We start from the raw sequence: 24,064 nt of genomic DNA on the forward strand, positions 1-24,064 counted from the left end.
AAAAAGAAAAATTAAGATGCATAAATATAGAACTCATAATTGTAACGAATTAAAAATTTCCGATGTTGGAGCTGAAGTAAAACTATCTGGTTGGGTACATAGAAGAAGAGATCATGGCAATCTAGTTTTTATAGATTTACGTGATCATTATGGTATAACGCAAATAGTCTTTACTGATCAAAATCCACAGCTTATGGAAGATGCTAGCCGTTTACGTTATGAGTCAGTTGTTACAGTAATTGGAAAAGTAGTAGCAAGATCAGAAGAGACTATTAATAATACGCTTCCAACTGGTCATATAGAAGTTTTAGCTGGTGAGTTTATTATTGAATCAGCTGCTGATACTCTGCCATTTGTTATTAATACGGAAAAAGATGCACCAGAAGATTCAAGACTTAAGCATCGCTTTTTAGATTTAAGACGTGAAAAGCTGCATAATAATATTATGCTTCGTTCTCAAATTATTTCTTACATTCGTCATTTAATGACCGCAAGAGGATTTACCGAGTTCCAAACGCCTATTCTAACTTCTAACTCGCCCGAAGGGGCTAGAGATTTCTTAGTACCTAGTAGGATGCATCCAGGCAAGTTCTATGCATTACCGCAAGCACCGCAACAATTCAAACAGCTGTTGATGGTATCAGGGTTTGACCGCTATTTCCAAATCGCCCCATGTTTTCGTGATGAAGATGCAAGAGTCGATAGATCACCAGGCGAGTTTTACCAGCTAGATATTGAGATGTCGTTTGTCACACAAGAAGATATATTCTGCACAATCGAGCCAGTCATGTATGAGTTATTTACTAAATTTACAGATAAGAAAGTATCAGAAGCACCTTTTATCCGTATTCCATATAATGAGTCTATGTTAAAATATGGCTCTGATAAGCCTGATTTGCGTAATCCTATTATTATTGCCGATGTAACAGAAATATTTAAAGATTCCGATTTTACTATTTTTAGAGAAAATATCAAAAAAGGTAGTATTGTGCGAGCAATCCCTGCTCCAAGTGCTGCCGGTCAACCTCGTAGTTTTTTTGATAAAATGATAGAATTTGCAATATCAGAAGGAGCTGGTGGGCTTGGTTATATTCAATTTAGCGAAAGCGGTGAAGCAAAAGGACCGGTAGCAAAGTTTTTAACTAAAGAGCAGTTAGAAAATTTAAAAGCTGCTGCTAGTATTAGCAATGGTGATGCAGTATTTTTCGCAAGCGACAAAAAAGATAAAGCAGCAAAACTTGCCGGTAAGGTGAGAATTAAGCTTGCCGACGAGTTAGATTTACTTGAAAAAAATTGCTTTAAATTTTGCTGGATTACTGATTTCCCATTCTATGAATTAAACGGGGAAACCGGTAAAATTGATTTTAGTCATAATCCGTTTTCTATGCCGCAAGGGGGGGTAGAAGCTCTTGAGAATGCAAAAACAACGGAAGAACTACTTGAGCTTACTGCGTATCAGTATGATATTGTTTGTAATGGTATAGAACTTTCTAGTGGTGCTGTTAGAAATCATAAACCGGAAATAATGTATAAGGCATTTGCCATAGCCGGTTATAGTGAAGAGGAAGTAGATAAAAGATTTGGTGGCATGATTAGAGCGTTTAAATTTGGTGCACCACCGCACGGTGGTATAGCTCCAGGCATCGACCGAATCGTTATGTTACTTGCAGAAGCTACTAATATAAGAGAGATAATTGCTTTCCCATTAAATCAGCAAGCTGAAGATTTACTAATGAATGCCCCGAATTACGTTGAGGATAAGGCATTAAAGGAGCTAAATGTCATGCTATCCCCATCTGCTAGAAAGAATGCGGAGAAAGAGTAAGGGTTTATAGTTATCATCGCATCAGTAGCATTCGATCAACGGAATTTAGTGAAATATATTAAAGGCATCGTCAAGTTAAGTAACATAGTGTCAAAAAGAGTAATATTTTTAGATTTCAGGCAGTAAGAAGTCTTTGAGTAGCTTCATCCCAAATGGATTTAGCGGATGCAAATGCAATTCTTTGGTCAGGTGCTGTTTTAGTATACCTTCCAACATTTACGGCAAATATATTTCTAACTTTTCCCATCAGTGATAATGTACATTGTGCTGCATTAGGATGCTTAAATTTAATCAATATCTTCTCTTTTCGCCTAGTTGGTTGATGTGCATTCTCAACGCGATTATTTAATCTCTTATTAGTTCGATGTTTAGTCCTAGGACACATAAGCTTAATCGGTTTAATGTAACTCTTGAGCTTATCAGTAACAATTACTCTTGGAGCTGGGTAATTGCCCAATAATCTTAGTTAACCACCCTGCATTGCAAATGCAGGGCTTAAGATTACGGCATCAATGCCTTAGCTATAGCTAGTTTTCAACTTGAAAGTTTCCAAACTTATCATCTCTCGATTCATGTTTATCAATATAATCCTTGATCATTTGGTCAGTCACATTGCCTGTGGTTCTGACAAAATATCCAACAGCCCATAAGTGTTTACCCCAATACTGTTTCCGTAATTCTGGAAATTCCTGCTGAATCTTCCTTGAACTCTTTCCTTTTAGATACTGTACCACCTTACTAATACTTTGATAAGGTGGCACAGATACATAGATATGTACGTGATTTGAAGCTATCTCCCCTCTTAATATCTCTACTCCATTATCCTTACATATCTCTTGGGTTAGGTCCTTGACTCTCCTACCAATATCACCAACCAATATATTATATCGATATTTAGTCACCCATACTATATGATAAGTGCAATCGTAAACTGTGTGGCTTATCTTCTTGTAATACTGCATCTCTACATTCTATATGTTAAAACGACGCACTGCAAGTGCGGGGTTTTTCTCCCAAATTTGGGACAATAAAAAGCGAATAGCTGATTTCTTGTTGCGTCGCTTCTGTAGCAATACTTCTAATTCATGTCCCTCAGAGTCAACAGCCCTCCATAGTATGAATACTTCACCTTTAATCTTAATGTTCATTTTATCTAAATGCCATTTATCAGTTGGCTTCCGCTCTCTCCTTCTGATAACATCTTGAAAATAAACTGCAAATTTGTTGTACCAAAATCTTACTGTCTCATGACTCAAAATAATACCTCGATATGCCATCTGTTCTTGAACATCTCGGTAGCTACTATTAAAACGATGATATAACCATACTGCATGGCTAATGATGCTTGCTGGAAAACGATGTCTCTTCGGAGCTTGAGTAATACGCATAATGGTGAAATTTAGAGATAAATGGTTACTGCTATTCTATAAATTATTCCATGCATTTGCTCAATACTTAATTTACATCTCTCTTAACTTGACGGTGCCCTTTGCAATCCTTAGGCTCAGCTAAAAAATTATTTTAATCAATTTAGTAAATTTGACCATTCAGGATCAGATGCATCATCAGGGGTTTTAATTTCTCGCTCGTTATGACCGGTTAAGTCAATTGCATAAATTCTATTTTTGCCGGAAGATTTTCCGTTTGATGACCAACCTTTAGCAAACATAATAACCCGTCCATTAGGTGACCAACAAGGGCTTTCAACTAAATAACCACTTGCTATTATTCTCTCGCCATTTTCATCATCTTGCAAATCAGGTTTAATAACTCCAATAGTAAATCCTGCACCCCTGGTAATTTTGGTAAATGCTATATAATCACCTCTTGGTGACCAACTAGGTGCGGCATAAGCACCTCCACCAAAGCTAATACGTCGAACATCACTACCATCAGAATTCATTATATATAATTGACGGGTACCATTTCTATCAGAATTAAAAACAATTCTGCGTCCGTCCGGTGAATAGCTTGGAGAGGTATTAATTCCAAGACCATCAGTTAGTTTATGAAGCCTTTTAGTTGCAAGATCAATTTCATAAATATGGGTTGAACCATTCTTAGCTATAGACATTACGGCTTTTCTGCTATCAGGGGCAAATCTTGGAGCAAAAGATATTCCAGCAAAATCGCCAACTATACTTTCTTTGCCTGTTTTTAAATCCTTTTCATAAACAAGAGTTCGTCTTTTAGTAGCATAGGAAACATAAAAAATCTTATCTACTGAACCAGAAAATCTTGGAGTTAGAACTAGCGATTTACCATCGGTAATATATCGGTTATTAGCCCCATCATAATCCATTAAAGCAATTCTTTTTACCTTTTTTAAATCAGGACCACTTTCAGCTACATATATTATTTTACTATCAAAATAACCAGTATCACCTGTGATTTTTTCATAGATTTTATCAGCAATTTTATGGGCTGCTCTTCGCCATAAATTTTCAGGTAGTTCAAGTACTTCACCACCAAGCTGTTTTTCAAGCAATGTATCCCATAATATAAAACTAATTCTAAGCTTACCATTTTCAAGCTTTTTTACTGCCCCATTAACTAATAAACTAGCATTAATTTGACGCCATGCAGCAAAAAGCGGTTTATACCCAATGCCAGTTTTTTCTTCTATAAAAGAAGCAGAAGAAATAGGATGAAACAACCCACAAAGTTTTAAATCGTTAGATATAACTTTCACTATTTCATGACCTACTGTATTATCCGAAGCAGAATCAGCCTCAAAATTGTTCACTGCTATAGGAGTAGGATCAGCCTTTCCATGCTCGATATTTATTGTCTCAAGAGCATAGCTATTGAAATGAAATAATAGTATTATAAAAGATATAATGTTTTTCACTAAATTACTCCGTATGATTTTTTTTGTGGTATACACTATTGTCATCCCGCAGCTCGACCGCGGTATCTTAGGATACAATCGTGACACAAGATCCCGCTACAAGAACGCGAGATGACAGGTTATAAGCGACTAGGGTCGAAGTTAAAATTAATTTCTTTCCAATGATTAAATCTTGCAGGGTCAAGATTTTCGATAGGGCTTGCTTTCCATACTGCCCTAACTGCACTATCTGCTAGTGCTTCACAAACACTTGCTGAAATATTAGGGCAAATTTTTTCTTTAACTTTTGCTTGCTCTACATTGCCTGCTTTATCTAATGTAATACTGAGAATTATTTTTACCTTGTTATTACCTCTAGCACCTGCCGGAATATTATTCCAGTGTCTTTCAATCTGACGCTTTATTAGTGAGCTTTCGCTATCAGAAAGGGGTAATCCTTCCGTATAAACTCCTTTAGCTTCTTTCTTATTATCAACCTGCTCTGACCTTTTGTACTTATTTGATTTAACATTATCACCTTCTGAAGATTGTTCTAAGTTCTTTAATAAAGAATCAAGCTCATCTGTTTTAGGTTCTTGCTTTTTTTTCTCTTTAGGTTTCTCTATCGGTTTTTTTTCTTCTTTCTTTTCTTCAATTTTTTTTGCTTCTGCTACTTGTTTTTTTTTCTCTTCTTTAGGCTTTTCTTCTTTAATTTCTTCTTTTTTGTCAGGTAAATTTTCTTCTGGCTTTGGCTCGATGATAGGTTTATTTTCTTCTATTTTAGGCTTTTCCTCTACCTGCTTAGTCTCAGGTTCTTTTGCTTTTTCCTCTTTAGGTAAATCTTTAGGCTTCTCTTCTTTAGGTTTAGTCTGCTCTGATTTTTTAGCATCTTCATTCTCTACTGGAGCTTCTTTTTGCTTTGTTTGCGTTATGATATTAGGTTTGTCACTAACAGGTAGCATTTCAAAAGTTATTGTTTGCTCTTCAGGTAATTTTTCAAAAAGAGATGGCATACCAAATAGAAAAAAATATAAAAGAAGTAAGTGTAGTGCAATAGAGCAGCTAAGGAAAACTGTGAAATTATCCTTATTGTTTGTATCGTTACTTTTCATTATTTTTAATATTTGAAATAAGAGCTACACGAGAAAATCCAGCTGTATGAATTTCTGATACTATTTCTACCACTTCACCATAAGAAACGTTTTTATCACCTCTTACAAAAATTCTAGCGTCCTTTTTCTCTTTAGTGATATTTACAAGCTTATCAGTTAAATGCTTTCTTTCAATTGGCGTTTCAAGCAGGAAAACTTCACCTTTATTGTTGATGGTAACGACTAGAGGCTCATCCTGCCCTAAAATTGGGCTTAAATTTGTTTCAGGTAAATCGACATTTACGCCTGAAACTAACATCGGGGAAGTAATCATAAAAATAATTAGTACCACAAGCATCACATCAACAAGCGGCGTAACGTTGATTTCACTAACTACAGCTCTTTTACTTTTTCTATTACTTCCGGCAAGCTTAATAGCCATTACATCTTCTCCTGGTCGATTGCCTTAGAAAGTATAGAGTTCAACTCGCTAATAAAATCCTCAATTTTATTATTGATCAGAGTAATACGGGAAATAAGATAATTGTAGAAAATCACCGCAGGGATAGCTGCAAATAAGCCTATTGCAGTTGCAAGTAACGCTTCAGCAATACCAGGGGCTACTACTGCAAGCGAGGTATTTTTAGAAGTAGCGATCGACTGAAAACTATGCATAATTCCCCAAACAGTACCAAATAGCCCGATAAAAGGACTACTAGAGCCGACAGTTGCTAGAAAGCTTAAGTTTTTCTCAAGTTTTTCGATTTCTCTGTTTTGAGCAAGATACATAGAATTTGTAATACGCTCTTTATGATTATTTTTTAATAACTCAGGAAGACCTTTAGTATTTATGCTTTTGCACTCATCCATAGCTGAGACGAATATTAAAGCTAACGGATTATTAACTGATCTTTTTATGCTATCATATAGCTGCTCTAAAACACCACCTGACCAAAAAGTATTTTCAAATGCTCGCATTTTTCTTTGCACTTGCATTAGCTTAAATACTTTATCCAAAATAATAGCCCACGACCAAATAGAAGCAATAAGCAGCATTAGCATAACTGACTTACCAATAATATCAGATGAACTTATTAAAGAAAAAATCGATAAATGATCTTGCACAGCGACTTCTAAACCATCGCTAATATTAGTATCTGCACTCATTGAATATATATTATTTAATTATCCTGAACTTAAAATAATATATCGTTATTTTAATTTTGTCATTAGGTTAAATAAAAATTTTTGAGTTTCCGCAGGACTAAGATACAAAAATATTGTATAAATTAGAAATTGGATTTATAATTTGTACAATAATTAATATGGCACCGTCAAGTTAAGAGAGATGTAAATTAAGTATTGAGCAAATGCATGGAATAATTTATAGAATAGCAGTAACCATTTATCTCTAAATTTCACCATTATGCGTATTACTCAAGCTCCGAAGAGACATCGTTTTCCAGCAAGCATCATTAGCCATGCAGTATGGTTATATCATCGTTCTAATAGTAGCTACCGAGATGTTCAAGAACAGATGGCATATCGAGGTATTATTTTGAGTCATGAGACAGTAAGATTTTGGTACAACAAATTTGCAGTTTATTTTCAAGATGTTATCAGAAGGAGAGAGCGGAAGCCAACTGATAAATGGCATTTAGATAAAATGAACATTAAGATTAAAGGTGAAGTATTCATACTATGGAGGGCTGTTGACTCTGAGGGACATGAATTAGAAGTATTGCTACAGAAGCGACGCAACAAGAAATCAGCTATTCGCTTTTTATTAAGATTATTGGGCAATTACCCAGCTCCAAGAGTAATTGTTACTGATAAGCTCAAGAGTTACATTAAACCGATTAAGCTTATGTGTCCTAGGACTAAACATCGAACTAATAAGAGATTAAATAATCGCGTTGAGAATGCACATCAACCAACTAGGCGAAAAGAGAAGATATTGATTAAATTTAAGTATCCTAATGCAGCACAATGTACATTATCACTGATGGGAAAAGTTAGAAATATATTTGCCGTAAATGTTGGAAGATATACTAAAACAGCACCTGACCAAAGAATTGCATTTGCATCCGCTAAATCCATTTGGGATGAAGCTACTCAAAGACTTCTTGCTGCCTGAAATCTAAAAATATTACTCTTTTTGATACTATGTTACTTAACTTGATGGTATGGACGCCAATGATAAGAAAGAACTTATCAACGGTTTTAAGTGATATTAAGATATCAAAGAACCAAAACCTAAGATAGGTTTGTAATTTTTAATAATTTTATAAAGGAGTCCATACCATGAGTAATTATAAAGTAATAGGAATTGATTTAGCAAAAAGAAAGTTGCATTTTGCAGCAATAAATTTAGACAATAAAGTTGTATTAAAAAAAGCAATGGATCGAAGAAGCTTTTTTGAAAATTTATCAACAATGTTTCCAGAGTCAGAAACCTTTGTATTTGAAGCTTGTGGTGGAGCTCATTATATGGCTCAAAGGCTTGAATCAATAGGACATAAAGCCATCTTGCTTAAACCTAAAGATGTGAAAGCATATGCAAAAACTCGACAAAAAAATGACATTAATGATTCAATTGCAATTTGCAAAGCATCATGTGATCCCGATTTAATACACGTCAAAGCTAAAACAATAGAAGAGCAAGAAATATCTTACCTGCATAAAGCAAGACAAAATATAATACAACAAAGGATTCAGTACAGCAACTCTCTGATGACTTCATTATTTGAATTTGGCTATTTGGTAACATGCGGAAAATCTACATTTGCAAAATCTTGTCAAAATTTTGTAAATTTTGCCCTAGAAGAAGGATTTATTAACAACACTATTGCTGAACAAATGTTGCTGGATTGTAAAGAAATTGAACAATTGATGATTCGTGAACAAAGCTTAGATAAAGAATTAGCAGCAAAGAATCGGAGTTCCAAGAAGGCAAAAATTTTAGAAACTATTCCAGGAATTGGTACAATTAACGCAAGTATTTTAAGCATCAAACCGGTTGAAGCATACGATTCTGCTAAGGATTTTGCTGCTTCACTTGGAATTGTCCCGAAACAAAATAGCACTGGAGGTAAGATTATTCTAGGAAGAATAACCAAGCAAGGTGATAGATATGCAAGAACAATGCTAATACAGGCTGGTAGGTCTTTATTGATGAGAAGCTATAAAACTAATCAGACATCAGGAGCGTTATCAGAATTTATTGAAAGATTAAAAGAAAAAGGGAAATCGTTCAATGTAATTGCAGTAGCTACAGCTAATAAATTGGCTAGAATCGCTTATGCCTGTCTGGTAAAGAACAGAAATTACCAATTGGTATAATAGTACTTAAGATTTAGGATAAATTATAAACTATATAATTTTTAAACTAGATAGGGGTAAAGAAATAAAAACAAAGTAGAATAATAAAACGGCGGGTTAAAGAGATAATACATAATCATTCTGGATGAAATCCGAGCTAACGTCATGGTACCTAGATACCGCTAACTTGAGTGAATCTCTCTAGGATCTTAGGCAGAATGCAGAAACCATTATGGCACTTTGATGCCGAATATATGACTGCTTCATTTATCATTAACTGTTTTTTATTTTTAGTACTTGTTTTTAACCAGGCGTCCATATATGACGATGCCATAAAAAGTATTACATCTAAGGAAATGTTTAAGAAATATCCAAATCTTAAAGAAAAATTATGGGGAAGTGAGTTTTGGAGTAAAGGATATTTTATGAGCACAGTATGTAAACATGGTGATGAGCGGAAATTACGTAATTATGTAAAAAATCAAGGTTCAGGCAAACCTTCTTATAAAGCATTTCAACAAAAACAGTTAAAACTTTTTGGATAGATACCTCGTAGCTCTGCTGCGAGGAGTATCATTAAGTCAATGGTAATCCAAAAGCTCAGGGGCGAAGGTGATGCAAAATGTATGTAGTATCAAGCTTGCGCATTCTAGATATGAAGCCGCTATTAGAGATTATGAGAAATCTAAAGAGCTAGATCCTAATGATGCTGGCTACTACAATCAAGCTATGTGCCTCCTATATCTTGGAAGATATGAAGAAGCAATTAACAATTTGAATAAGGCTATAGAGTTAAATCCTAATGCGGCATCAAGATACTACCACAAGGGTCAATGTCTATACAAACTGGGAAGATTAGAGGAGGCAATTGAGGCTTACGACAATGCGATAAGCTTAAGACCTCGTGACGCAAAAGCCTATAATAATAAAGGCAAGTGTTTGTATGAGCTTGGAAGACTCGCGGAGTCAAGGATTGCTTTAGAAAAAGCGGTTAAATTACGTCCCTATTATGGTATTGCAAAACATAATAGAAATATCCTTATCTGCAAAATTGGAAAAAATTTTATTGATCAAAAAAAGATTGCAAGTATTTTTCTTTTACAGATATAGCGGGGGAGTCCCGAGGGGGTTAGCATAACCCCTCTCATAATCTTTCAAGTAAAATAACATGACGGATAAGATGTAAACAACAAAAAGGATTAAAAACGATAAAAAGGAGTAAGAATAAATGTTTAAAATAACAAGAGCAGCAAGACAAATATTAAAAAGTACGAGCAATATTAAGGCTTTTACGTTAAGCAGTATTAAAGCAATAGATCAGTACCTAAATCCTAGTAAATCTGAAAGGTTTGAGGATGCAAGGCATGAGTTCTACTTTGAGTCTTTTACAAAGATACTACCACAGCAGTCAGTAAGCAAAGATCACTTTAGGGCTTCTGCACCTATTTTTCAAGAAACTAACAAACTAAACTCTACAAGTCCATACAACACTCTAGAAGCATCAGATATCAGAAAGCTCATATATGCAAGATTTGCAAGTGAGATAGTAGCTAAGTCCAAGAATGCTGAAGGAAGCAAGAACTTTGAGACTAAGAGCTATGATACAAAAGAGCATACAGCAACTTTTACTACTTACGACATTGCTAATGAGTTTAATGACTTAAGAACCCAAGGATACGATTTTGCAGGAGCACGGAAAGCAATAGAGAATCAAAATGTTATGAGTATAGCTGAGCGTATAAAAGAGCTATCTATATCAGGTTATCTATCGAATTACGCAGGTCATCTGCAGCTAAGAGAGGATATAGAAAAGGTCATTATTCAGAAAGACTTAGTAATTAATGAGTTTATGGCAAGAGTTGTTGGCAAGGTAGAAGAGCTAGAAGAATATAGTAGTGAATTACTAGGTTAAGAGAGGAAGAGGTAAAAATGAAATTAGAAAGCAGTACCGGCATGAGTTTTTCTGAAGGGTATATGCATTTAGAGAATGGAAGATACGCAGAAGCAGCAAGGATATTTAGAAGTATAGTAAAGTCTGATCCATTAGATGCAACTAGCTATTACCATTTAGGCAATGCTTTAAGAGGAGTAGGCAAGCAAGGACAAGCATTAGAAAGCTATATTGCAGCAATAAAGCTCGATGGTAGTGAAGGAGCCTATTACTATGGAGCTGCAAGTTGTTGTTTTTCATTAGGTTTTCATGAGTATGGTGTATCTGCACTACAGTTAGCGGTTGCAGCTCCAAGTCAGAAGCAGAAAATATTTTGCAAAATCACGAATAAACATGAAACAAGCACTAACCAAATAGCAAACCAAAATCAGCATGTAAGGAGGTATTTAGATGAAGCAAGACGAGTCCAGTACAGTTAAGCAGCCTGAAAATGGCAAGAGATGGAAAGAACAAAGCGTGCAAGAATTAATGGAATTAAGACAGAAATTGTTAAGTCAGAAAGAATACAAAACAAAAGTAATACAAGAAAAATTAATTAAGGAAATTTAAACTATGATTACGGATATAGGGCAGAAGCAAGCGACAAAATCATCAAAAGAGCAAGGAAAGGAACAAGTAAAAGAGCAAGGACATGCCACGCTAGCACATGATAGCATGTTAATAGTTGGTGGAGAGGAGCATGATCTAAATGTGCAGCAGCTAAGTTTCAACGACGCTAATATAGAACTAGATTCAATTACGGAAAGCATACGCAAAGAGATACTAGAGAAGCAGAGAGAGCAATTGAGGTTATATTTAGCTACTTTATCTGATACGTATCCTGAACTTGCAGAGCATATTTTAGATGACGAGAGATTTAGCAAATTCTTAGCTAACCTAAAGGGCTTACTATTACCCACAAATTTTACCACTAACAATTGATAGCATCATTACGCTCTCTTGAAGGATTTCATATCCCCGCCATAAAGACATTGCTCCGGGCAACCCATCACTCTTTCTTGCCATAAAGCCTCCTAATTTACCAAGCAAAATAATAGCTTCTTTTATATTTGGAGGCTTGCCAGGAGTATTATTTGTTCTGTGCACGCGCATATAAAGCGTTTTCCATTCTTGGGTGGTAAGTATGCTATCGCAGCTCTCTTCAGGACAAGTTGAGGCTATTTTTGATAAATATAAAATTTTAAAAGCAATGAGGCTTTTTATGGCAATTAATTTTTGTAGCTTTGTTTCGGCAGATAAGCGAGAGGCTTCTATCTTGCATCCTGATTTCAGAACTCTAAAATATTCTTCTATTTTCCATCTTAGCTTATACCAAGTTATACGCTCAACAGCATCTTCAAAGCTACTCACGGGGATGTTGGTCAGTATAGTCCAATCGATTGCCTCTACTCCAACAGGGGCATTAATTTCTTTAGCGCTTACAACATAAACAGCTAATTTGTCACTGATTTTGTGATCAGTATTTTCAGGGCCATATAAAGATACAGACCTAATTGGTATGTGCCCATATGTGTATTTAATTTCAACATTTGCTTTTCTTGCTTTATGAAGTCCATTGCCTGGGATTTTCAGTCTAATCTCTTTCTTGGACTGTAGCTTACTTATTTTCGTTTGTATTTTTGTTTTACCATTTTCCGGGCAAATAAATTTCCTATCCTGTCTGTTGCGAATTACAAATTCTGCAGCTGATTCTTCAATTTTCCATAACAAATCAAAGATATCTGCTTCTCTATCTCCAACCGTAATAACTCTAGTATTTTCAGGAATATTGGCAATTGTTTCCTCAAACGCGTTAATCCATTTATAGCTTTCTTTATCTTTGATGTGAGTGATATACTTACGCCTTGCTTTTTCCTTCTGATCCTCTTCCCTTGCGATACGTGCCCAACATTGCTGAGAGGTAAGGCCTAAAGGCAGACCTCCTGGCGTCACTATAATAGTACTATGCATAATAAGACCCTGTTTGTGCTTTGTATAAGCTTTGGAGATACTGCCTAGCCCTTTTGTCTTAATATGAGTGTCATAATCCAGGTAAGTTGTATCCTGAATTGCAAACACTAAATTTTTGCCTTGGATTCTATTTTGTGTTTCCACATGATGCGAAGAATAGACTTCATCTATATCAAACTTATCATTGCTAAATAGTCTGTAAGCTCCCTTCGCATCTTTCCAGGATCTGCAACTTTGATTTATTGTGCCGGATGCTTTGCTATCAAGTAAGTTACTGGTTTTAATAAGCCGATTTATAAGTCTTTTATCTTTAAAGTCAACATGCCTGAGCTCATTCTCTAACCAACCAGTGCTTGATATATTTATCCCGTATGTTACTATATCTTGCATATCGCCTATCCTTCTTATTTAAAATGATCAGTGAATACTCTAGCAGCATTTTATAATTGTGGGTAATAGTAAGCCTAAAGGGTGAGCATAGGCTACTTGTTAACGATGCACTTGCAAGCGAGAAAGTAAAGGCTGCAATGGAGGAAATAGAGCTAGTTGGCTATCGTAATATTCACAATAACTTCAGAGCAAGTACCTTAAATCCTAATGGTCTTAAGCCAATGGATTGGAGCGGATTTGCTGAAGTAAATAGCAGATCACAGATAGTTAAAAATGGTGTTGGAGATGAGATATGCACCTTAAAGGAGCAGACACACAAAACAACACCGCTGACAATCAGCAAGCAAGATGGTGCTGAGATAATAGTGAACTCGTATAGAACTATTGATTTGCCAGTTAATCTAGAAGAGCCAGCAAGCGGCACTATGCATTTGTCGCTCGTTGCAAGAGACAAGGACGGAAAAGCTCCACCACTCACGAAGGCAATATATTTTACAGCACACTATGAGGCAACGCCTAAGCCGAATGGAGTACCGAAACTAAAAGAGGTAAGTAGTCCAGTACCTATTAAGTTTTTAGGAAGTAGCATGGATGCTATAGGCTACATAGAGCATGGCGGTGAGATTTACACTTTGCCAGTAACTAAAGGCAAATATCAAGAGATGATGAGAGAGGTAGCAAAAAACAAGGGTCAGGCTATAGATGTATCTCAAGAAGTAGAGCAAAGAGCACAAGATTTGATTGGAGTAGCATCAGGAGTATCAGAGACGAGAGCAGATAAGGCGTTAAAAGCTATTCCTGATTTGAAAGAAGAGCAAATTAAGCACCATAAAGCACAGATTGCAAGATACAAAAAGATATTAGAAGAGCATATAGAGCAGGCATTAAACGCACGTGATCAGGAAAGAGAGAAGATATTAGCACTAACCAAGAAATGTTTTACTGATGCTAAATACAAGGAGTTAACGCCATACATTAGAAAGACAGCGAAGCAGCATATCGAGGCTCACCATGAGGCATATTTAAAAGAAGCAGATGGAGGCAAAGCTTTAAAGGAGCTTACTGAAATCATGAATAATATAGGCTTCAAGGGTTTTACATCAGAGAACAGTCAGGATAGTTCTAGGGGAGCAGTAGGAAAAATCAAAGATGTTTTAAAAGCAGGTGGAAAATTGGGTTTTAATGTTGTGTTAGAAAGCTTGAAAGCTGGTGGTTTTGAGAATTATGTAAAGCAGCAGGCTATAGAGGGGTCGAAGAAAGTAGGAAGCTACGTTGCAAACAGTATAGCTGACCGAATCAAGGCAACTTTATCGGGTAAATCTACAACCTTGAGTAATAATAGTGTGTCTGCTGAACCCTGCAAGTCGTATGTGGTTGGTATTAATCAATGTGCATCTAAATCTTCAGGAGTATCAAGATGATATTACCAACCAAATTCATTGAGGAAGAAGATACTTTACTACAAGTAGGCATAGACCTACTTGAGTGTCATTGTCAAATAAAAAGGGACCAGTAAATTGCACGAAAAAGGGACCACTATATGTAAAAATTTTTATGTCAAATGACCTCCAAATTTATAGTTATTAATACGATAACTTTTACCTGTGATGTTTAGTATATGTGCATGATGTACTACTCGATCAATAATTGCATGAGTTAATAACTCATCAGCAAATATTTCATTCCATCTTTCAAAATCCTTGTTTGTGGTAATAATGGTAGATTTATTTTCATATCGTTTAGCAATAATATTAAAAAAATCATCTACTGAATGTTTTGGTAATTGCTTAAAACCTAACTCATCAAGAATTAATAAGTCAAATGATAAGAGTAATTTAACTTTTTTGTGATAGCTATTATCTGCTCTTGCAATATGTAAATTATAAAGCATATCCGATACCGTAGTAAAATATACAGAGTATTCTCGTGTTAAAGCTTTTAATGCTAATCCAATAGCAAGATGAGTTTTGCCAGTTCCAGAATTACCTATGAATATGACATTGCCCTTAGTATTAATATAATCACAAGTAGATAAATCACTTATTACTTTGGCATCAATACTTGGTTGGAACTGAAAATCAAAGTCTTCTAAATTTTTAGTGACTGGTAATTTAGCAGCACTTTTACGACGACGGTAATTATTATCCTTACGGTGAGATTTTTCATCTTCACATAATAGTGAGAGAAATTCTTTAAATCCTAGTTTATTATTTTGAGCATAAATAATCCTTTCATTTAAGCTATTGACTATACCTGATAATCTAAAACTACGTAGGTCATTAAGCAAGTTCTGCATTCTGACCTCCAAACTCTGGCAATGGTAAGTTTACTGCATTACTATTTAAGATATTTTTAATTTTAGAGTAAGAACTTATACCGTAATGTAATGCTCTATGACAAGCTTTATCTATTAACTCATCATTGTAAACCTTACGTAAAGAAATAATACCTCTAGCACAACGTTGCCAATCATTTACTCGTGTTTGTTGTAATAACTCTAATAATAAACTGCAATTATTTCCTATCTGCTGCATTTGTTGTTGATAATGTTCACTATATTCTATAAAACCTGGGCATAGACGTTTATATTTGGCATAATGAGACGGATTAGTGGTAAATATTCCTTTGCCATCTGTTCTAACGTGCCTTGCTATTAAATCATTTTGGATAGAAAATATTTGAACAAGTTTTGGTGATAATTGTACCAGTACCTCACTGTATATATATTTTGCCGGTACGGAATAATAATTATTATCTATGGTGATATGACAATCTTTTGCTACTTTTCGATTATGCCACGATGACAAATCAAACGTTTCTAATGGTAAAGGCATTAAATTATTACTTTCTTCTTGCTCAAATAGTTCCTGAGGAATTTTTTTAGTAGTACCATGTATTCGGTTATTTGCTTTATTTAACCAGTTAGCAAGATCATGTGTTAATTCTTCATATCTATGAAATTTACGTCCAGCAAAAAAATTATTTTTGACATACTTTATTCCTGATTCTACTTTGCCTTTTTCTTGAGGTTGATATACACGACAAGGAGAAAGTAAAATTCCATAATGATCAGCTAAACGTTTGTATTCCTTCTGATATACGGGCTCATAGAAATTGCTATCTACCACTCCAGCTTTAAGATTATCAAGTTTTATTACTTTTGGACTGCCAGCAAAATAATTAAATGCATTGATATGACATTGTATCCATGTTTGACAACTTTGATCAAACACTACTTCATAATAATCAAGGCGACTATAACTTAAACGCATATTAAATACATATGCTTTAACTCTACGCCCCTTAGAATTATACTGTAAGCCTATGTCACCAAAATCTACTTGTGCTTCCTCTCCTGCTAAAGTATGAAAACGAATGCAACTGTTATTTTGTATCTTATATTTTTTGATATAACGGGTTAGCGAACCATAACTTTTTGTATAACCTTGAATTTTTAACTCTTCAAAAATTCTTATGTAACTTAGATTCTTTTCTAATAACTCAATTATTTGTTCGTGCCAAGAATCCAGTGCTGAAGATCGTTCATAGGGTGCAGGAGATTCTGTACCAGACTCTACATAACGGTTTACTATTTTTCTTACTGTTTTACGGTCTATTCTCGTTAGTTTGGCAATATTTCTTTGACTATTGCCTTGCTTATAAAGGGTGATAATTGTTGTGTACATATTTATTCTTATCATTGTATCACTAGATATTTATTTTAATTAATTATCTAGTGAATATTGCACATTATAACCTTATTAGGTTACACCAAATTCTCTGGTCCCTTTTTCGTGCAATTTACTGGTCCCTTTTACTTTAGCAATGACACTTGAGATTTTAGGCAAGCAGCCGAATATAGAAAATCTTTGGGAGGAAGCAAAAGATATACCAAGTATTACAACATATGAAAGGTTTATTCTTGGTTTAGACTTACTATTTTGCTTTGGACTAATAGATATTGAAAACAATTTAATCTCTTAGGGTTTAATTCCCCGAAGGTCTGCTTCGTGATATACTAGATGCATGGAAGAAAGCAGTTATATACATAAAAGTGATAATGTCACAGTACTAATATATCATTTAGTAACACCGGCAAAGTATAGAAGAGTAATATTCAATGAGGAACTAGACGATTATTTATGTAAAATTTGTGAGGACATAGAAGCTCGTTATGAAATTAGATTTTTGGAAATAGGAGTAGATAAAGAACATGTACATTTTTTACTACAGTCACGCGAGTTTCGTATTCAAAAAGTCGCTGTATAGCTGATAAACAGTGGGTTACGGGGATATTGATAATACTGTTTTTGTTATAAAGTGAGTACAAAATACAAATTGCTAATTAAAATATGGTATTTATAGTATAAGAAAAAAGTTTATAGGTTATTGAAAAAACTTTAAGAGCAATAACCTATGATAATGGATTTTACAGAAATATTTTGTTACGTCGATGATTTTTTTCAAGAATTAGACAAGCATACAAATTCAATTACTAACCATAACAACAAATCTGGTCCTAAAAGTCGACTTAACAGAAGTGAGGTAATAACAATTATAATAGGCTACTGGCAGTCATCTTATGATTGTTTTAAGAATTATTATCTGAAGCAAATATGGATTTATCATCAAAGAGATTTTCAATTAGTAAGCTATAGTCAATTTATAAAAATAATAGGTCCACATTTACCACTATTAGTACTGATATTCAATTCTATTTTGGATCAGTGTGATGGCCTTTCTTTTGTAGATTCAAGTAGTATAGAGGTATGTAAGAGATACCGTATTTCAATGAATAAAGTGTTCGCCGGCATAGCAGCACGCAGTAAGACAACAAAAGGTTGGTTCTATGGACTTAAACTACATCTAATAATTAATAGAGCCGGTGGTATAGTTAAAGCATCTTTTAGCCCTGGCAATAAGGATGATAGAAAACAGCTGGAACTGATGATCAAAAATCTTTTTGGTAAAGTATTCGGAGATCGTGGTTATATTTCACAACAATTATTTCAACAACTTTTAGAGCAAGGAATTTTTATGGTAACTAGGGTAAAGAAAAATATGAAAAATAAACTTATGTCTATGTTGGATAAAATATTATTGCTTAAAAGAGCATTAATAGAATCTGTGTTTAGTAAAATTAAACTATTGGGGAAGTTTGAGCATTCAAGGCATAGATCAGTTACAAATGCCTTTGTGCATATGGTTGCAGCACTGATAAATTATCAAATGTCTGATAATAAACCTTCTATTACATCTCTCTTGATATGCTAAATCCTATGCTATATTAATTCGAAACTCGCGTTAATGTATAGCCCAACAAAAATAACTCAAATCATAAAAAGTATTACATCTAAGGAAATGTTTAAGAAATATCCAAATCTTAAAGAAAAATTATGGGGAAGTGAGTTTTGGAGTAAAGGATATTTTATGAGCACAGTTTCTTATAAAGCATTTCAACAAAAACAGTTAAAACTTTTTGGATAGATACCTCGTAGCTCTGCTGCGAGGAGTATCATTTTATACGAGATAACCTATTCAAGACTTTTTGAGTACGAAGTAATAAGGTAATTATGTGTTTTATAATGTCTGTAAATGTAATGCGTATAAATTGCTACACTCAATTATTAAGATGCTCGAACTTTTCTTCTTTCAGGATTTTATAAACAGCAGCACGGCTTATTTTCATTTCTTTAGCTAATGCTACACCTTTAATTCCATCTGCATTTAATTGTAACAATTTATCTCGATCTATACTACGATTGCGACCAAACTTAATACCTTTATTTTTTGCTTCTAACCGACCTTCATTAGTTCTTTCAAGTATCCTGACTCTCTCGGCTTCTGCTATTGCACTAAGGATTGTAATAACCATTTTGCCCGTGCTGCCTTCTGTACTAATTCCATCATCAAGAAAACGCATAGCTACACCTATTTTAGTAAACTGTTTAATTAAGCAAATCATGTCGGCAGTATCTCTTCCTAAACGATCTAACTTGGTAACCAATATTACATCTCCTTCTTCTACTTTATGTAATAAATTATTTAATCCCGCTCTATCTAAATTACTACCTGTAGCTTTGTCATAGAATATTCGTGATTCTTTTACTCCGGCATCTTTTAAACATTTTATCTGTGTGTTTAAAAGTTGCTGATTTGTTGATACCCTAGCATAACCAAATAATCTCATACTGCTTCTAATATATTGTACATTATATCGATTAGTAGACAATAATGTCTACTAATCGTGTTTTTACGATTTAGTATACAGTTCACTTAATTCCATTGATACTCCACAACCTCAATTCCCTACTCACTCAGTTTGTAAAATCTAATTAACGCTGTTCCAAAAACGAACGTTTTTGGAATATACTAACGTTTTTTACTTACCTAGTAAAGGTGTCGTATCATCATTACTCAAGTAACTTAGATCCAAAATAGACTCAGTCCAAATATCATCATTGCTATGAAATAACTGATTTTGAAATAAATCTATCTCTTTTGTTGGCATGTTATCCTTATAAGCTCCTATCTCCTTAAAATGATTATATATATCATCACTACTTAATGCTCGCACCTCTTTGCCAGCAATATAGGCTGTTTTAAAGATTTCCTTGGTTATCTTCTTAACTAAGTGCTGCTCTTCAAGTTGCGTCTTACTATAATGTATTCCCCCATTTACCCAAAAGTTTCTAATATATTCAATAAATGATACATTGTCGCATATATAATTCTTAACGCTGCTAAACCAACTCTCCTCTTCTTTTTGGATCAAAGCATTATCTTCTTTCCACTGCTCTAATATATTATTTGTTATATCACGTAGCTCTGCTTCATTGGTATTATCAAGTCCTTGTAATATCTTCTTTGAAATACCTTGATCCATCTTTTTTAAAAGAATAAGTGGTATATTGACCATTTCCTTAACTGCCACTACTTCAAAATTTGTGAATATTTTAATTACATTCAATACAGCAACTAATGGTATTGCCATGATCTTTAATACCGCACTTAAAGCACTATATCTATATTCATGCGAAGTTAAACTGTAGATATCGCTATATTTCTTATGCTCTCCTATACTAAAACTATTTAACGTCTTTAGATTTAAGCCGATTTTATTTTCTATGTACTTGTTTGTATTATTACTATAATCTGTCATTGTTTTTATTATTGGTATAATATAACAATAAAACTTATAATGCAAAGTGTAAGAAGCATTAAGCCTCTACACCTATATCGATATGATGTGATAATTCTGATCCTCTACCATCACATGCTACTTCAGCAGTATATTCTTGGGTAGCATTTAATGATACTTCAGATCCAAACTCATCTTGGTTAGTAAACATATTGCTAAAAACCTGCAAAAACTTATTCTGAAATATATTCATCTCTTCTATTTGAGTATCCTTAAATTCACCGTCAGCAATTACAGGCAGTAGCTTAGATAAAGCTATAACTTGATCATTATTAAGGTTGTGTAAAAATGCTTCTACCATTTCACTTTCTTTGGAACTTAAGCTTGCAAGTGCCCTTTCGATAGTAGCTACCTGCTGCTCATTTAAATTGGCTCCTAATTTTTGTACTAATTCTTCGGATATTATTACTTTGTCTATTGTTTTATCTGCAACGAACATATCATCTATAGTAGCTGCAGTATCAGCATCACCCTCCATATTTTGTTCGTGATTATAATGATAGAGTAAATTATCACATAACTTCTGTAATTGCTGATCATGCTCCTTTATATACTGACGACCTACTTCTTCTAAAGCAGCTATATTTTTTACTTTTGCATTATCTAAACTTGATGTTTCTTTAGTAATTGGAAGCTTTACCTCTATAAACTCATCTGTACCCGGTAAATCACTCCTGACCGCAGAGTTTACATTTTCTTCGCTTGCGTGCATTAATCTATCTATTAGCTTGCCCTTAGACATCCACCCTATTGCTCCATCATCATGCGTACTCTCAAATAACTTCGATAGCCCATCATATATTAGTAATGCTGGACTTGCATACTTTATATACTTCCAAATACCATTACTGGTTGGTTTATCACTTACAGGTATTGCTTCATGAAAATTCAGGGCATCATCAAAATCTAGTGAACACACCATCGTTTTATCTAATATTTCTTTTTTCTGCTCACGATTATTATTGCCTTTTAATATCTTTAATGCCTCATATGCTGGACGGTTAGCAGCTAACCCTCCATCTGCATAGGCATATAATGCTTCTTTTGATACAGATGTACCTGTAATAGCACTCGCATTTGTTACTGCCTTAAAATAAGTAGGGGCTGCTGTAGTTGCAAGCAGCACATCCTTAAGGCTTGGATCACTATGCCCGCTTGTCCCAAATAGATTATGGCTATCAAAGACTTCTACTTCCCGACCATCTGTATTTAAATTTGTCACCGGTATCATTAAGCGTGATGTTGCCTCACTTAAACGCATACCTCCTAAATGTTCATCTAATATTTTCTCTAATGGCTTTTGACTGTATTTATGTGTAAATACTTGCTTCACTCCGCTTAATAACTCATCTGGAAATATTTGCGGGGCTGCTTCCTTAAATATCTCTAAAGCCTCTTTGGCACTATATTTTGGTATACTACTTCCTGATTCTTTGGGAATGGTTAGCAATCCTGCAATAAGTCCGCCAACACTAGTGCCTGTTATTATTGGAAATAACTCCGTTATAGACTTACCCGTACGCTCCTCTATCTCAGCGAGCACCACTAGCTCTGCTATTCCTTTTACTCCGCCTCCTGATAAGGATAATACGCGATTACTCTTCACAATATCAGTTTCTATATTTGATGTTACATTTTGTTCTTTATGGCTCATTTTCTCGCTCCTATCTTTTTTGATAATTTTAATTGATATTTATATAATGTTTTTTAAAAATTACTAGCAAAACTTACGCTATGAGTGGAAGAGTGATAAATTATTGTAAGAATAATTAAACATGTCAAAGAGGAACAGATTGCAAGCAATACCAATTAATAGAACAGATTACTGTCAATTTTTAACAATTAGCCAAAAGAATTATAGTTTAACCTACTACGCTGAACATGCCAAGAAATGTAGCCATGATGTTATTAATAGATTTTTAGAAAATGAAAAATATACTCCTTCTTTGTTATGGGAACACATTAAGAATGATGTTATCTTTTCATCTAACGGATATACAATATTTGATGATACGGTGTTAAACAAAAGGAACACAAAGAAAATAGAGGTTGCTAGATCGCAGTATAGTGGAGCTACAGGTGGAGTTACTACCGGTATAGGAGTAGTGAGTCTTGTATATTATAACCCCGATATTGATAAGTTTTGGGTAATAGATTATCGCATTTTTTCACCTGATCATGATGGAGCGACGAAACTAGATCACCTACTAAAGATGTTCAATAATGCTGTTTATAGTAAAAAGATTCCTTTTCAAACTGTACTTTTTGACACATGGTATGCTACACACAAAATTATGCAACATGTTGACTCCTTGGGCAAATATTATTATGCCCCTATTAAAGCCAATAGAAATGTTAGTAAAACGTGTGATTACGAGCCTTATAAAGCTGTTAGCAAGTTGACGTTTTCAGATGAAGAAATTAAGAATGGAATGGAGATTCATATAAAAGGATTTGCCAAAAATAAGCATGTTAATTTGTTTAAATTTACTGTTTCTACCAACAGAGTTGATTATGTTGTTACCAATAACAAAACTCAAAAATCTTCTAAAGCTGCACAAGATGAGTTTGGCTTGCGATGGGTAATTGAGAGCATGCATAGAAAAATTAAGCAACTGACTGGTATAGAACGTTGCCAATGCAGAAAACAGCGTATCCAACGTAATCACATTAGTTGTGCATTTCTAGTTTGGGCTTTTCTCAAAAGAACTGCAAATAAAATAGGTAAAACGGTCTACCAAATAAAGTTAGGGCTTTTAGATGACTATATGCAACAACAGCTTCGTTCTCCATCTTTACGATATTTAGAACCAAACATAGCGTAAGTTTTGCTAGTAAGTCATTATTAATAGCTAAATTAATGATACTCCTCGCAGCAGAGCTACGAGGAGTATCATTAATGAGTTGTGCCACTCTTTAAATCTTGTTCAGATAGCTGAAAATTATTTTGATATCGTACAATCCTCTAGGTCTATCAGCAGTATAGGTGCTAAAATTCCTAATAGGTCCAATACTAAAGATCGTGCAAGGAGCGGCAAAGTTGAGAAGTTTAAACAGGAAAATTTTTTATATTTTCTTCATATATTTTTTGAGCTTCCGATAACGATAATTTTGAATAAATCTCTAGAGACTTGCGGGTTTCATTACCAGAGTATGGTTGAATAAGTGCGTCGTCTACTCCTCTTTTTTTAAGCCAAGTAAACAAAAAATGACGTAATTTGTGTGGAGAAATGTTTTGCTGCCTACTAATTATATTCTGATCAATGATTTATCAAAATATGATTTTATAACTTAATTCAATATAGATCAAAAGCTATACCATCTAAGGCATCGGTGGTAAATATGATTAGTATTTACCAAAAACTTTCTGAAAGCGGTATAACACTATTGTATTTTCCCGTTTTGGTGCAATAAAAAGTTCCTATAATTCCCAGTCTCGGTACATTTTTAACCAAAACTGCAAAAAATCTGAAAACTTTTATAACACAATTACCCTAACTATGAA

26 protein-coding genes and 1 pseudogene are annotated in these 24,064 nt (G+C 34.3%); 14 read left to right on the forward strand and 13 right to left on the reverse strand.

Annotated elements, in window-relative coordinates:
* The first annotated feature begins 16 nt into the window (after nt 1-16).
* Entirely contained in the window at nt 17-1,825 is a 1,809-nt protein-coding gene (gene aspS, locus ACOAL3_RS07180) for an aspartate--tRNA ligase (protein WP_419234694.1), read from the forward strand.
* Between the two features lie 115 nt (nt 1,826-1,940).
* Here aspS and ACOAL3_RS07185 read toward each other — a convergent pair whose 3' ends face one another.
* The 7 genes from ACOAL3_RS07185 to tolQ all read right to left on the reverse strand — a co-directional run bounded on the left by ACOAL3_RS07185 (nt 1,941) and on the right by tolQ (nt 6,913).
* Nucleotides 1,941-2,282, reverse strand: coding sequence for a DDE-type integrase/transposase/recombinase (locus ACOAL3_RS07185; protein ID WP_419234695.1), 342 nt, complete (start codon nt 2,280-2,282; stop codon nt 1,941-1,943).
* A gap of 70 nt (nt 2,283-2,352) precedes the next feature.
* Entirely contained in the window at nt 2,353-2,787 is a 435-nt protein-coding gene (gene tnpA, locus ACOAL3_RS07190; RefSeq protein ID WP_419234651.1) for an IS200/IS605 family transposase, read from the reverse strand.
* Nucleotides 2,788-2,796: 9 nt separating this feature from the next.
* The gene (locus ACOAL3_RS07195) at nt 2,797-3,213 is read right to left on the reverse strand and encodes an IS6 family transposase (RefSeq protein ID WP_419234696.1); all 417 of its coding nucleotides are present in this window, start codon (nt 3,211-3,213) and stop codon (nt 2,797-2,799) included.
* A 137-nt stretch (nt 3,214-3,350) separates the two neighbouring features.
* Complete coding sequence (tolB, locus tag ACOAL3_RS07200) at nt 3,351-4,676, reverse strand: Tol-Pal system beta propeller repeat protein TolB (protein ID WP_419235624.1); 1,326 nt, start codon at nt 4,674-4,676, stop codon at nt 3,351-3,353.
* Between the two features lie 119 nt (nt 4,677-4,795).
* Complete coding sequence (locus ACOAL3_RS07205; protein WP_419234697.1) at nt 4,796-5,767, reverse strand: cell envelope integrity protein TolA; 972 nt, start codon at nt 5,765-5,767, stop codon at nt 4,796-4,798.
* Complete coding sequence (locus ACOAL3_RS07210; RefSeq protein WP_419234698.1) at nt 5,757-6,188, reverse strand: ExbD/TolR family protein; 432 nt, start codon at nt 6,186-6,188, stop codon at nt 5,757-5,759. The genes ACOAL3_RS07205 and ACOAL3_RS07210 overlap by 11 nt, the downstream gene beginning before the upstream one ends.
* Nucleotides 6,188-6,913: a protein TolQ gene (gene tolQ / locus ACOAL3_RS07215; RefSeq protein ID WP_011476958.1), complete on the reverse strand. Its 726-nt coding sequence runs from the start codon at nt 6,911-6,913 to the stop codon at nt 6,188-6,190. The genes ACOAL3_RS07210 and tolQ overlap by 1 nt, the downstream gene beginning before the upstream one ends.
* Before the next feature lie 259 nt (nt 6,914-7,172).
* On the opposite strand from tolQ, the gene ACOAL3_RS07220 reads away from it, so the two are divergent.
* The 7 genes from ACOAL3_RS07220 (at nt 7,173) to ACOAL3_RS07250 (ending at nt 11,939) form a co-directional block, all read left to right on the forward strand.
* Complete coding sequence (locus ACOAL3_RS07220; protein ID WP_419234536.1) at nt 7,173-7,883, forward strand: IS6 family transposase; 711 nt, start codon at nt 7,173-7,175, stop codon at nt 7,881-7,883.
* A 167-nt stretch (nt 7,884-8,050) separates the two neighbouring features.
* On the forward strand, nt 8,051-9,088 hold the full coding sequence (locus tag ACOAL3_RS07225; RefSeq protein ID WP_419234517.1) for an IS110 family RNA-guided transposase: 1,038 nt from the start codon (nt 8,051-8,053) through the stop codon (nt 9,086-9,088).
* 197 nt (nt 9,089-9,285) lie between these two features.
* Nucleotides 9,286-9,612 carry a transposase gene (locus ACOAL3_RS07230; protein WP_419234699.1) on the forward strand — a complete coding sequence of 109 codons (327 nt, stop codon included), beginning with the start codon at nt 9,286-9,288 and terminating at the stop codon, nt 9,610-9,612.
* A 70-nt stretch (nt 9,613-9,682) separates the two neighbouring features.
* Nucleotides 9,683-10,177 (forward strand): tetratricopeptide repeat protein, encoded by a 495-nt coding sequence (locus ACOAL3_RS07235; protein ID WP_419234700.1) that lies wholly within the window; start codon nt 9,683-9,685, stop codon nt 10,175-10,177.
* A gap of 118 nt (nt 10,178-10,295) precedes the next feature.
* On the forward strand, nt 10,296-10,979 hold the full coding sequence (locus tag ACOAL3_RS07240) for a hypothetical protein (protein WP_419234701.1): 684 nt from the start codon (nt 10,296-10,298) through the stop codon (nt 10,977-10,979).
* Nucleotides 10,980-10,996: 17 nt separating this feature from the next.
* A complete protein-coding gene (locus ACOAL3_RS07245; RefSeq protein ID WP_419234702.1) occupies nt 10,997-11,437 on the forward strand; it encodes a tetratricopeptide repeat protein in 441 nt (146 codons plus the stop codon).
* 133 nt (nt 11,438-11,570) lie between these two features.
* On the forward strand, nt 11,571-11,939 hold the full coding sequence (locus ACOAL3_RS07250; protein WP_419234703.1) for a hypothetical protein: 369 nt from the start codon (nt 11,571-11,573) through the stop codon (nt 11,937-11,939).
* On the opposite strand, the gene ACOAL3_RS07255 is transcribed toward ACOAL3_RS07250, so the two are convergent.
* Entirely contained in the window at nt 11,910-13,358 is a 1,449-nt protein-coding gene (locus ACOAL3_RS07255) for an IS4 family transposase (RefSeq protein WP_419234585.1), read from the reverse strand. The two genes, ACOAL3_RS07250 and ACOAL3_RS07255, sit on opposite strands and share 30 nt — an antisense overlap.
* Before the next feature lie 56 nt (nt 13,359-13,414).
* Between ACOAL3_RS07255 and ACOAL3_RS07260 the strand changes: the two genes are divergently transcribed.
* Nucleotides 13,415-14,779, forward strand: coding sequence for a Sca4 family protein (locus ACOAL3_RS07260; protein ID WP_419234704.1), 1,365 nt, complete (start codon nt 13,415-13,417; stop codon nt 14,777-14,779).
* Between the two features lie 131 nt (nt 14,780-14,910).
* On the opposite strand, the gene istB is transcribed toward ACOAL3_RS07260, so the two are convergent.
* The gene (gene istB / locus ACOAL3_RS07265) at nt 14,911-15,654 is read right to left on the reverse strand and encodes an IS21-like element helper ATPase IstB (protein ID WP_419234522.1); all 744 of its coding nucleotides are present in this window, start codon (nt 15,652-15,654) and stop codon (nt 14,911-14,913) included.
* Nucleotides 15,638-17,044 (reverse strand): IS21 family transposase, encoded by a 1,407-nt coding sequence (gene istA, locus ACOAL3_RS07270; protein ID WP_419234561.1) that lies wholly within the window; start codon nt 17,042-17,044, stop codon nt 15,638-15,640. Before istA ends, istB begins: the two co-directional genes overlap by 17 nt.
* A 139-nt stretch (nt 17,045-17,183) precedes the next feature.
* Between istA and ACOAL3_RS07275 the strand changes: the two genes are divergently transcribed.
* From ACOAL3_RS07275 to ACOAL3_RS07290, 4 genes and pseudogenes are all read left to right on the forward strand, one after another.
* The gene (locus tag ACOAL3_RS07275) at nt 17,184-17,342 is read left to right on the forward strand and encodes an ABC-three component system middle component 6 (RefSeq protein ID WP_419234705.1); all 159 of its coding nucleotides are present in this window, start codon (nt 17,184-17,186) and stop codon (nt 17,340-17,342) included.
* Between the two features lie 42 nt (nt 17,343-17,384).
* Nucleotides 17,385-17,594: pseudogene (locus ACOAL3_RS07280) on the forward strand (transposase); the annotation flags it as partial.
* Between the two features lie 180 nt (nt 17,595-17,774).
* Nucleotides 17,775-18,632, forward strand: a complete 858-nt coding sequence (locus tag ACOAL3_RS07285) for an IS982 family transposase (RefSeq protein WP_419234519.1) — start codon at nt 17,775-17,777, stop codon at nt 18,630-18,632.
* Between the two features lie 33 nt (nt 18,633-18,665).
* Nucleotides 18,666-18,845: a transposase gene (locus ACOAL3_RS07290; RefSeq protein ID WP_419234706.1), complete on the forward strand. Its 180-nt coding sequence runs from the start codon at nt 18,666-18,668 to the stop codon at nt 18,843-18,845.
* A gap of 133 nt (nt 18,846-18,978) precedes the next feature.
* On the opposite strand, the gene ACOAL3_RS07295 is transcribed toward ACOAL3_RS07290, so the two are convergent.
* From ACOAL3_RS07295 to ACOAL3_RS07305, 3 genes are all read right to left on the reverse strand, one after another.
* Nucleotides 18,979-19,548: a recombinase family protein gene (locus ACOAL3_RS07295; RefSeq protein WP_419234707.1), complete on the reverse strand. Its 570-nt coding sequence runs from the start codon at nt 19,546-19,548 to the stop codon at nt 18,979-18,981.
* 192 nt (nt 19,549-19,740) lie between these two features.
* Nucleotides 19,741-20,520: a hypothetical protein gene (locus ACOAL3_RS07300; RefSeq protein WP_419234708.1), complete on the reverse strand. Its 780-nt coding sequence runs from the start codon at nt 20,518-20,520 to the stop codon at nt 19,741-19,743.
* Nucleotides 20,521-20,578: 58 nt separating this feature from the next.
* On the reverse strand, nt 20,579-22,213 hold the full coding sequence (locus tag ACOAL3_RS07305) for a patatin-like phospholipase family protein (RefSeq protein WP_419234709.1): 1,635 nt from the start codon (nt 22,211-22,213) through the stop codon (nt 20,579-20,581).
* A 139-nt stretch (nt 22,214-22,352) separates the two neighbouring features.
* Between ACOAL3_RS07305 and ACOAL3_RS07310 the strand changes: the two genes are divergently transcribed.
* On the forward strand, nt 22,353-23,384 hold the full coding sequence (locus ACOAL3_RS07310; RefSeq protein ID WP_473198140.1) for an IS701 family transposase: 1,032 nt from the start codon (nt 22,353-22,355) through the stop codon (nt 23,382-23,384).
* Nucleotides 23,385-24,064: the final 680 nt, after the last annotated feature.

It is taken from the genome of Rickettsia endosymbiont of Nabis limbatus (assembly GCF_965196655.1).
Lineage (GTDB): Bacteria > Pseudomonadota > Alphaproteobacteria > Rickettsiales > Rickettsiaceae > Rickettsia.

What these genes read in the sequence shown, in the direction of transcription:
- tnpA (WP_419234651.1), bottom strand. Translation starts at nt 2,787, where the DNA reads ATGCAGTATTACAAGAAGATAAGCCACACAGTTTACGATTGCACTTAT.
- ACOAL3_RS07230 (WP_419234699.1), top strand. Translation starts at nt 9,286, where the DNA reads ATGCAGAAACCATTATGGCACTTTGATGCCGAATATATGACTGCTTCA.
- istA (WP_419234561.1), bottom strand. Translation starts at nt 17,044, where the DNA reads ATGTACACAACAATTATCACCCTTTATAAGCAAGGCAATAGTCAAAGA.
- ACOAL3_RS07235 (WP_419234700.1), top strand. Translation starts at nt 9,683, where the DNA reads ATGCAAAATGTATGTAGTATCAAGCTTGCGCATTCTAGATATGAAGCC.
- ACOAL3_RS07205 (WP_419234697.1), bottom strand. Translation starts at nt 5,767, where the DNA reads ATGAAAAGTAACGATACAAACAATAAGGATAATTTCACAGTTTTCCTT.
- ACOAL3_RS07295 (WP_419234707.1), bottom strand. Translation starts at nt 19,548, where the DNA reads ATGAGATTATTTGGTTATGCTAGGGTATCAACAAATCAGCAACTTTTA.
- ACOAL3_RS07255 (WP_419234585.1), bottom strand. Translation starts at nt 13,358, where the DNA reads ATGCAAGATATAGTAACATACGGGATAAATATATCAAGCACTGGTTGG.
- ACOAL3_RS07240 (WP_419234701.1), top strand. Translation starts at nt 10,296, where the DNA reads ATGTTTAAAATAACAAGAGCAGCAAGACAAATATTAAAAAGTACGAGC.
- aspS (WP_419234694.1), top strand. Translation starts at nt 17, where the DNA reads ATGCATAAATATAGAACTCATAATTGTAACGAATTAAAAATTTCCGAT.
- ACOAL3_RS07300 (WP_419234708.1), bottom strand. Translation starts at nt 20,520, where the DNA reads ATGACAGATTATAGTAATAATACAAACAAGTACATAGAAAATAAAATC.
- ACOAL3_RS07305 (WP_419234709.1), bottom strand. Translation starts at nt 22,213, where the DNA reads ATGAGCCATAAAGAACAAAATGTAACATCAAATATAGAAACTGATATT.
- tolQ (WP_011476958.1), bottom strand. Translation starts at nt 6,913, where the DNA reads ATGAGTGCAGATACTAATATTAGCGATGGTTTAGAAGTCGCTGTGCAA.
- ACOAL3_RS07225 (WP_419234517.1), top strand. Translation starts at nt 8,051, where the DNA reads ATGAGTAATTATAAAGTAATAGGAATTGATTTAGCAAAAAGAAAGTTG.
- ACOAL3_RS07285 (WP_419234519.1), top strand. Translation starts at nt 17,775, where the DNA reads ATGATAATGGATTTTACAGAAATATTTTGTTACGTCGATGATTTTTTT.
- istB (WP_419234522.1), bottom strand. Translation starts at nt 15,654, where the DNA reads ATGCAGAACTTGCTTAATGACCTACGTAGTTTTAGATTATCAGGTATA.
- ACOAL3_RS07245 (WP_419234702.1), top strand. Translation starts at nt 10,997, where the DNA reads ATGAAATTAGAAAGCAGTACCGGCATGAGTTTTTCTGAAGGGTATATG.
- ACOAL3_RS07275 (WP_419234705.1), top strand. Translation starts at nt 17,184, where the DNA reads ATGACACTTGAGATTTTAGGCAAGCAGCCGAATATAGAAAATCTTTGG.
- ACOAL3_RS07220 (WP_419234536.1), top strand. Translation starts at nt 7,173, where the DNA reads ATGCGTATTACTCAAGCTCCGAAGAGACATCGTTTTCCAGCAAGCATC.
- ACOAL3_RS07195 (WP_419234696.1), bottom strand. Translation starts at nt 3,213, where the DNA reads ATGCGTATTACTCAAGCTCCGAAGAGACATCGTTTTCCAGCAAGCATC.
- ACOAL3_RS07290 (WP_419234706.1), top strand. Translation starts at nt 18,666, where the DNA reads ATGTATAGCCCAACAAAAATAACTCAAATCATAAAAAGTATTACATCT.
- ACOAL3_RS07210 (WP_419234698.1), bottom strand. Translation starts at nt 6,188, where the DNA reads ATGGCTATTAAGCTTGCCGGAAGTAATAGAAAAAGTAAAAGAGCTGTA.
- ACOAL3_RS07250 (WP_419234703.1), top strand. Translation starts at nt 11,571, where the DNA reads ATGATTACGGATATAGGGCAGAAGCAAGCGACAAAATCATCAAAAGAG.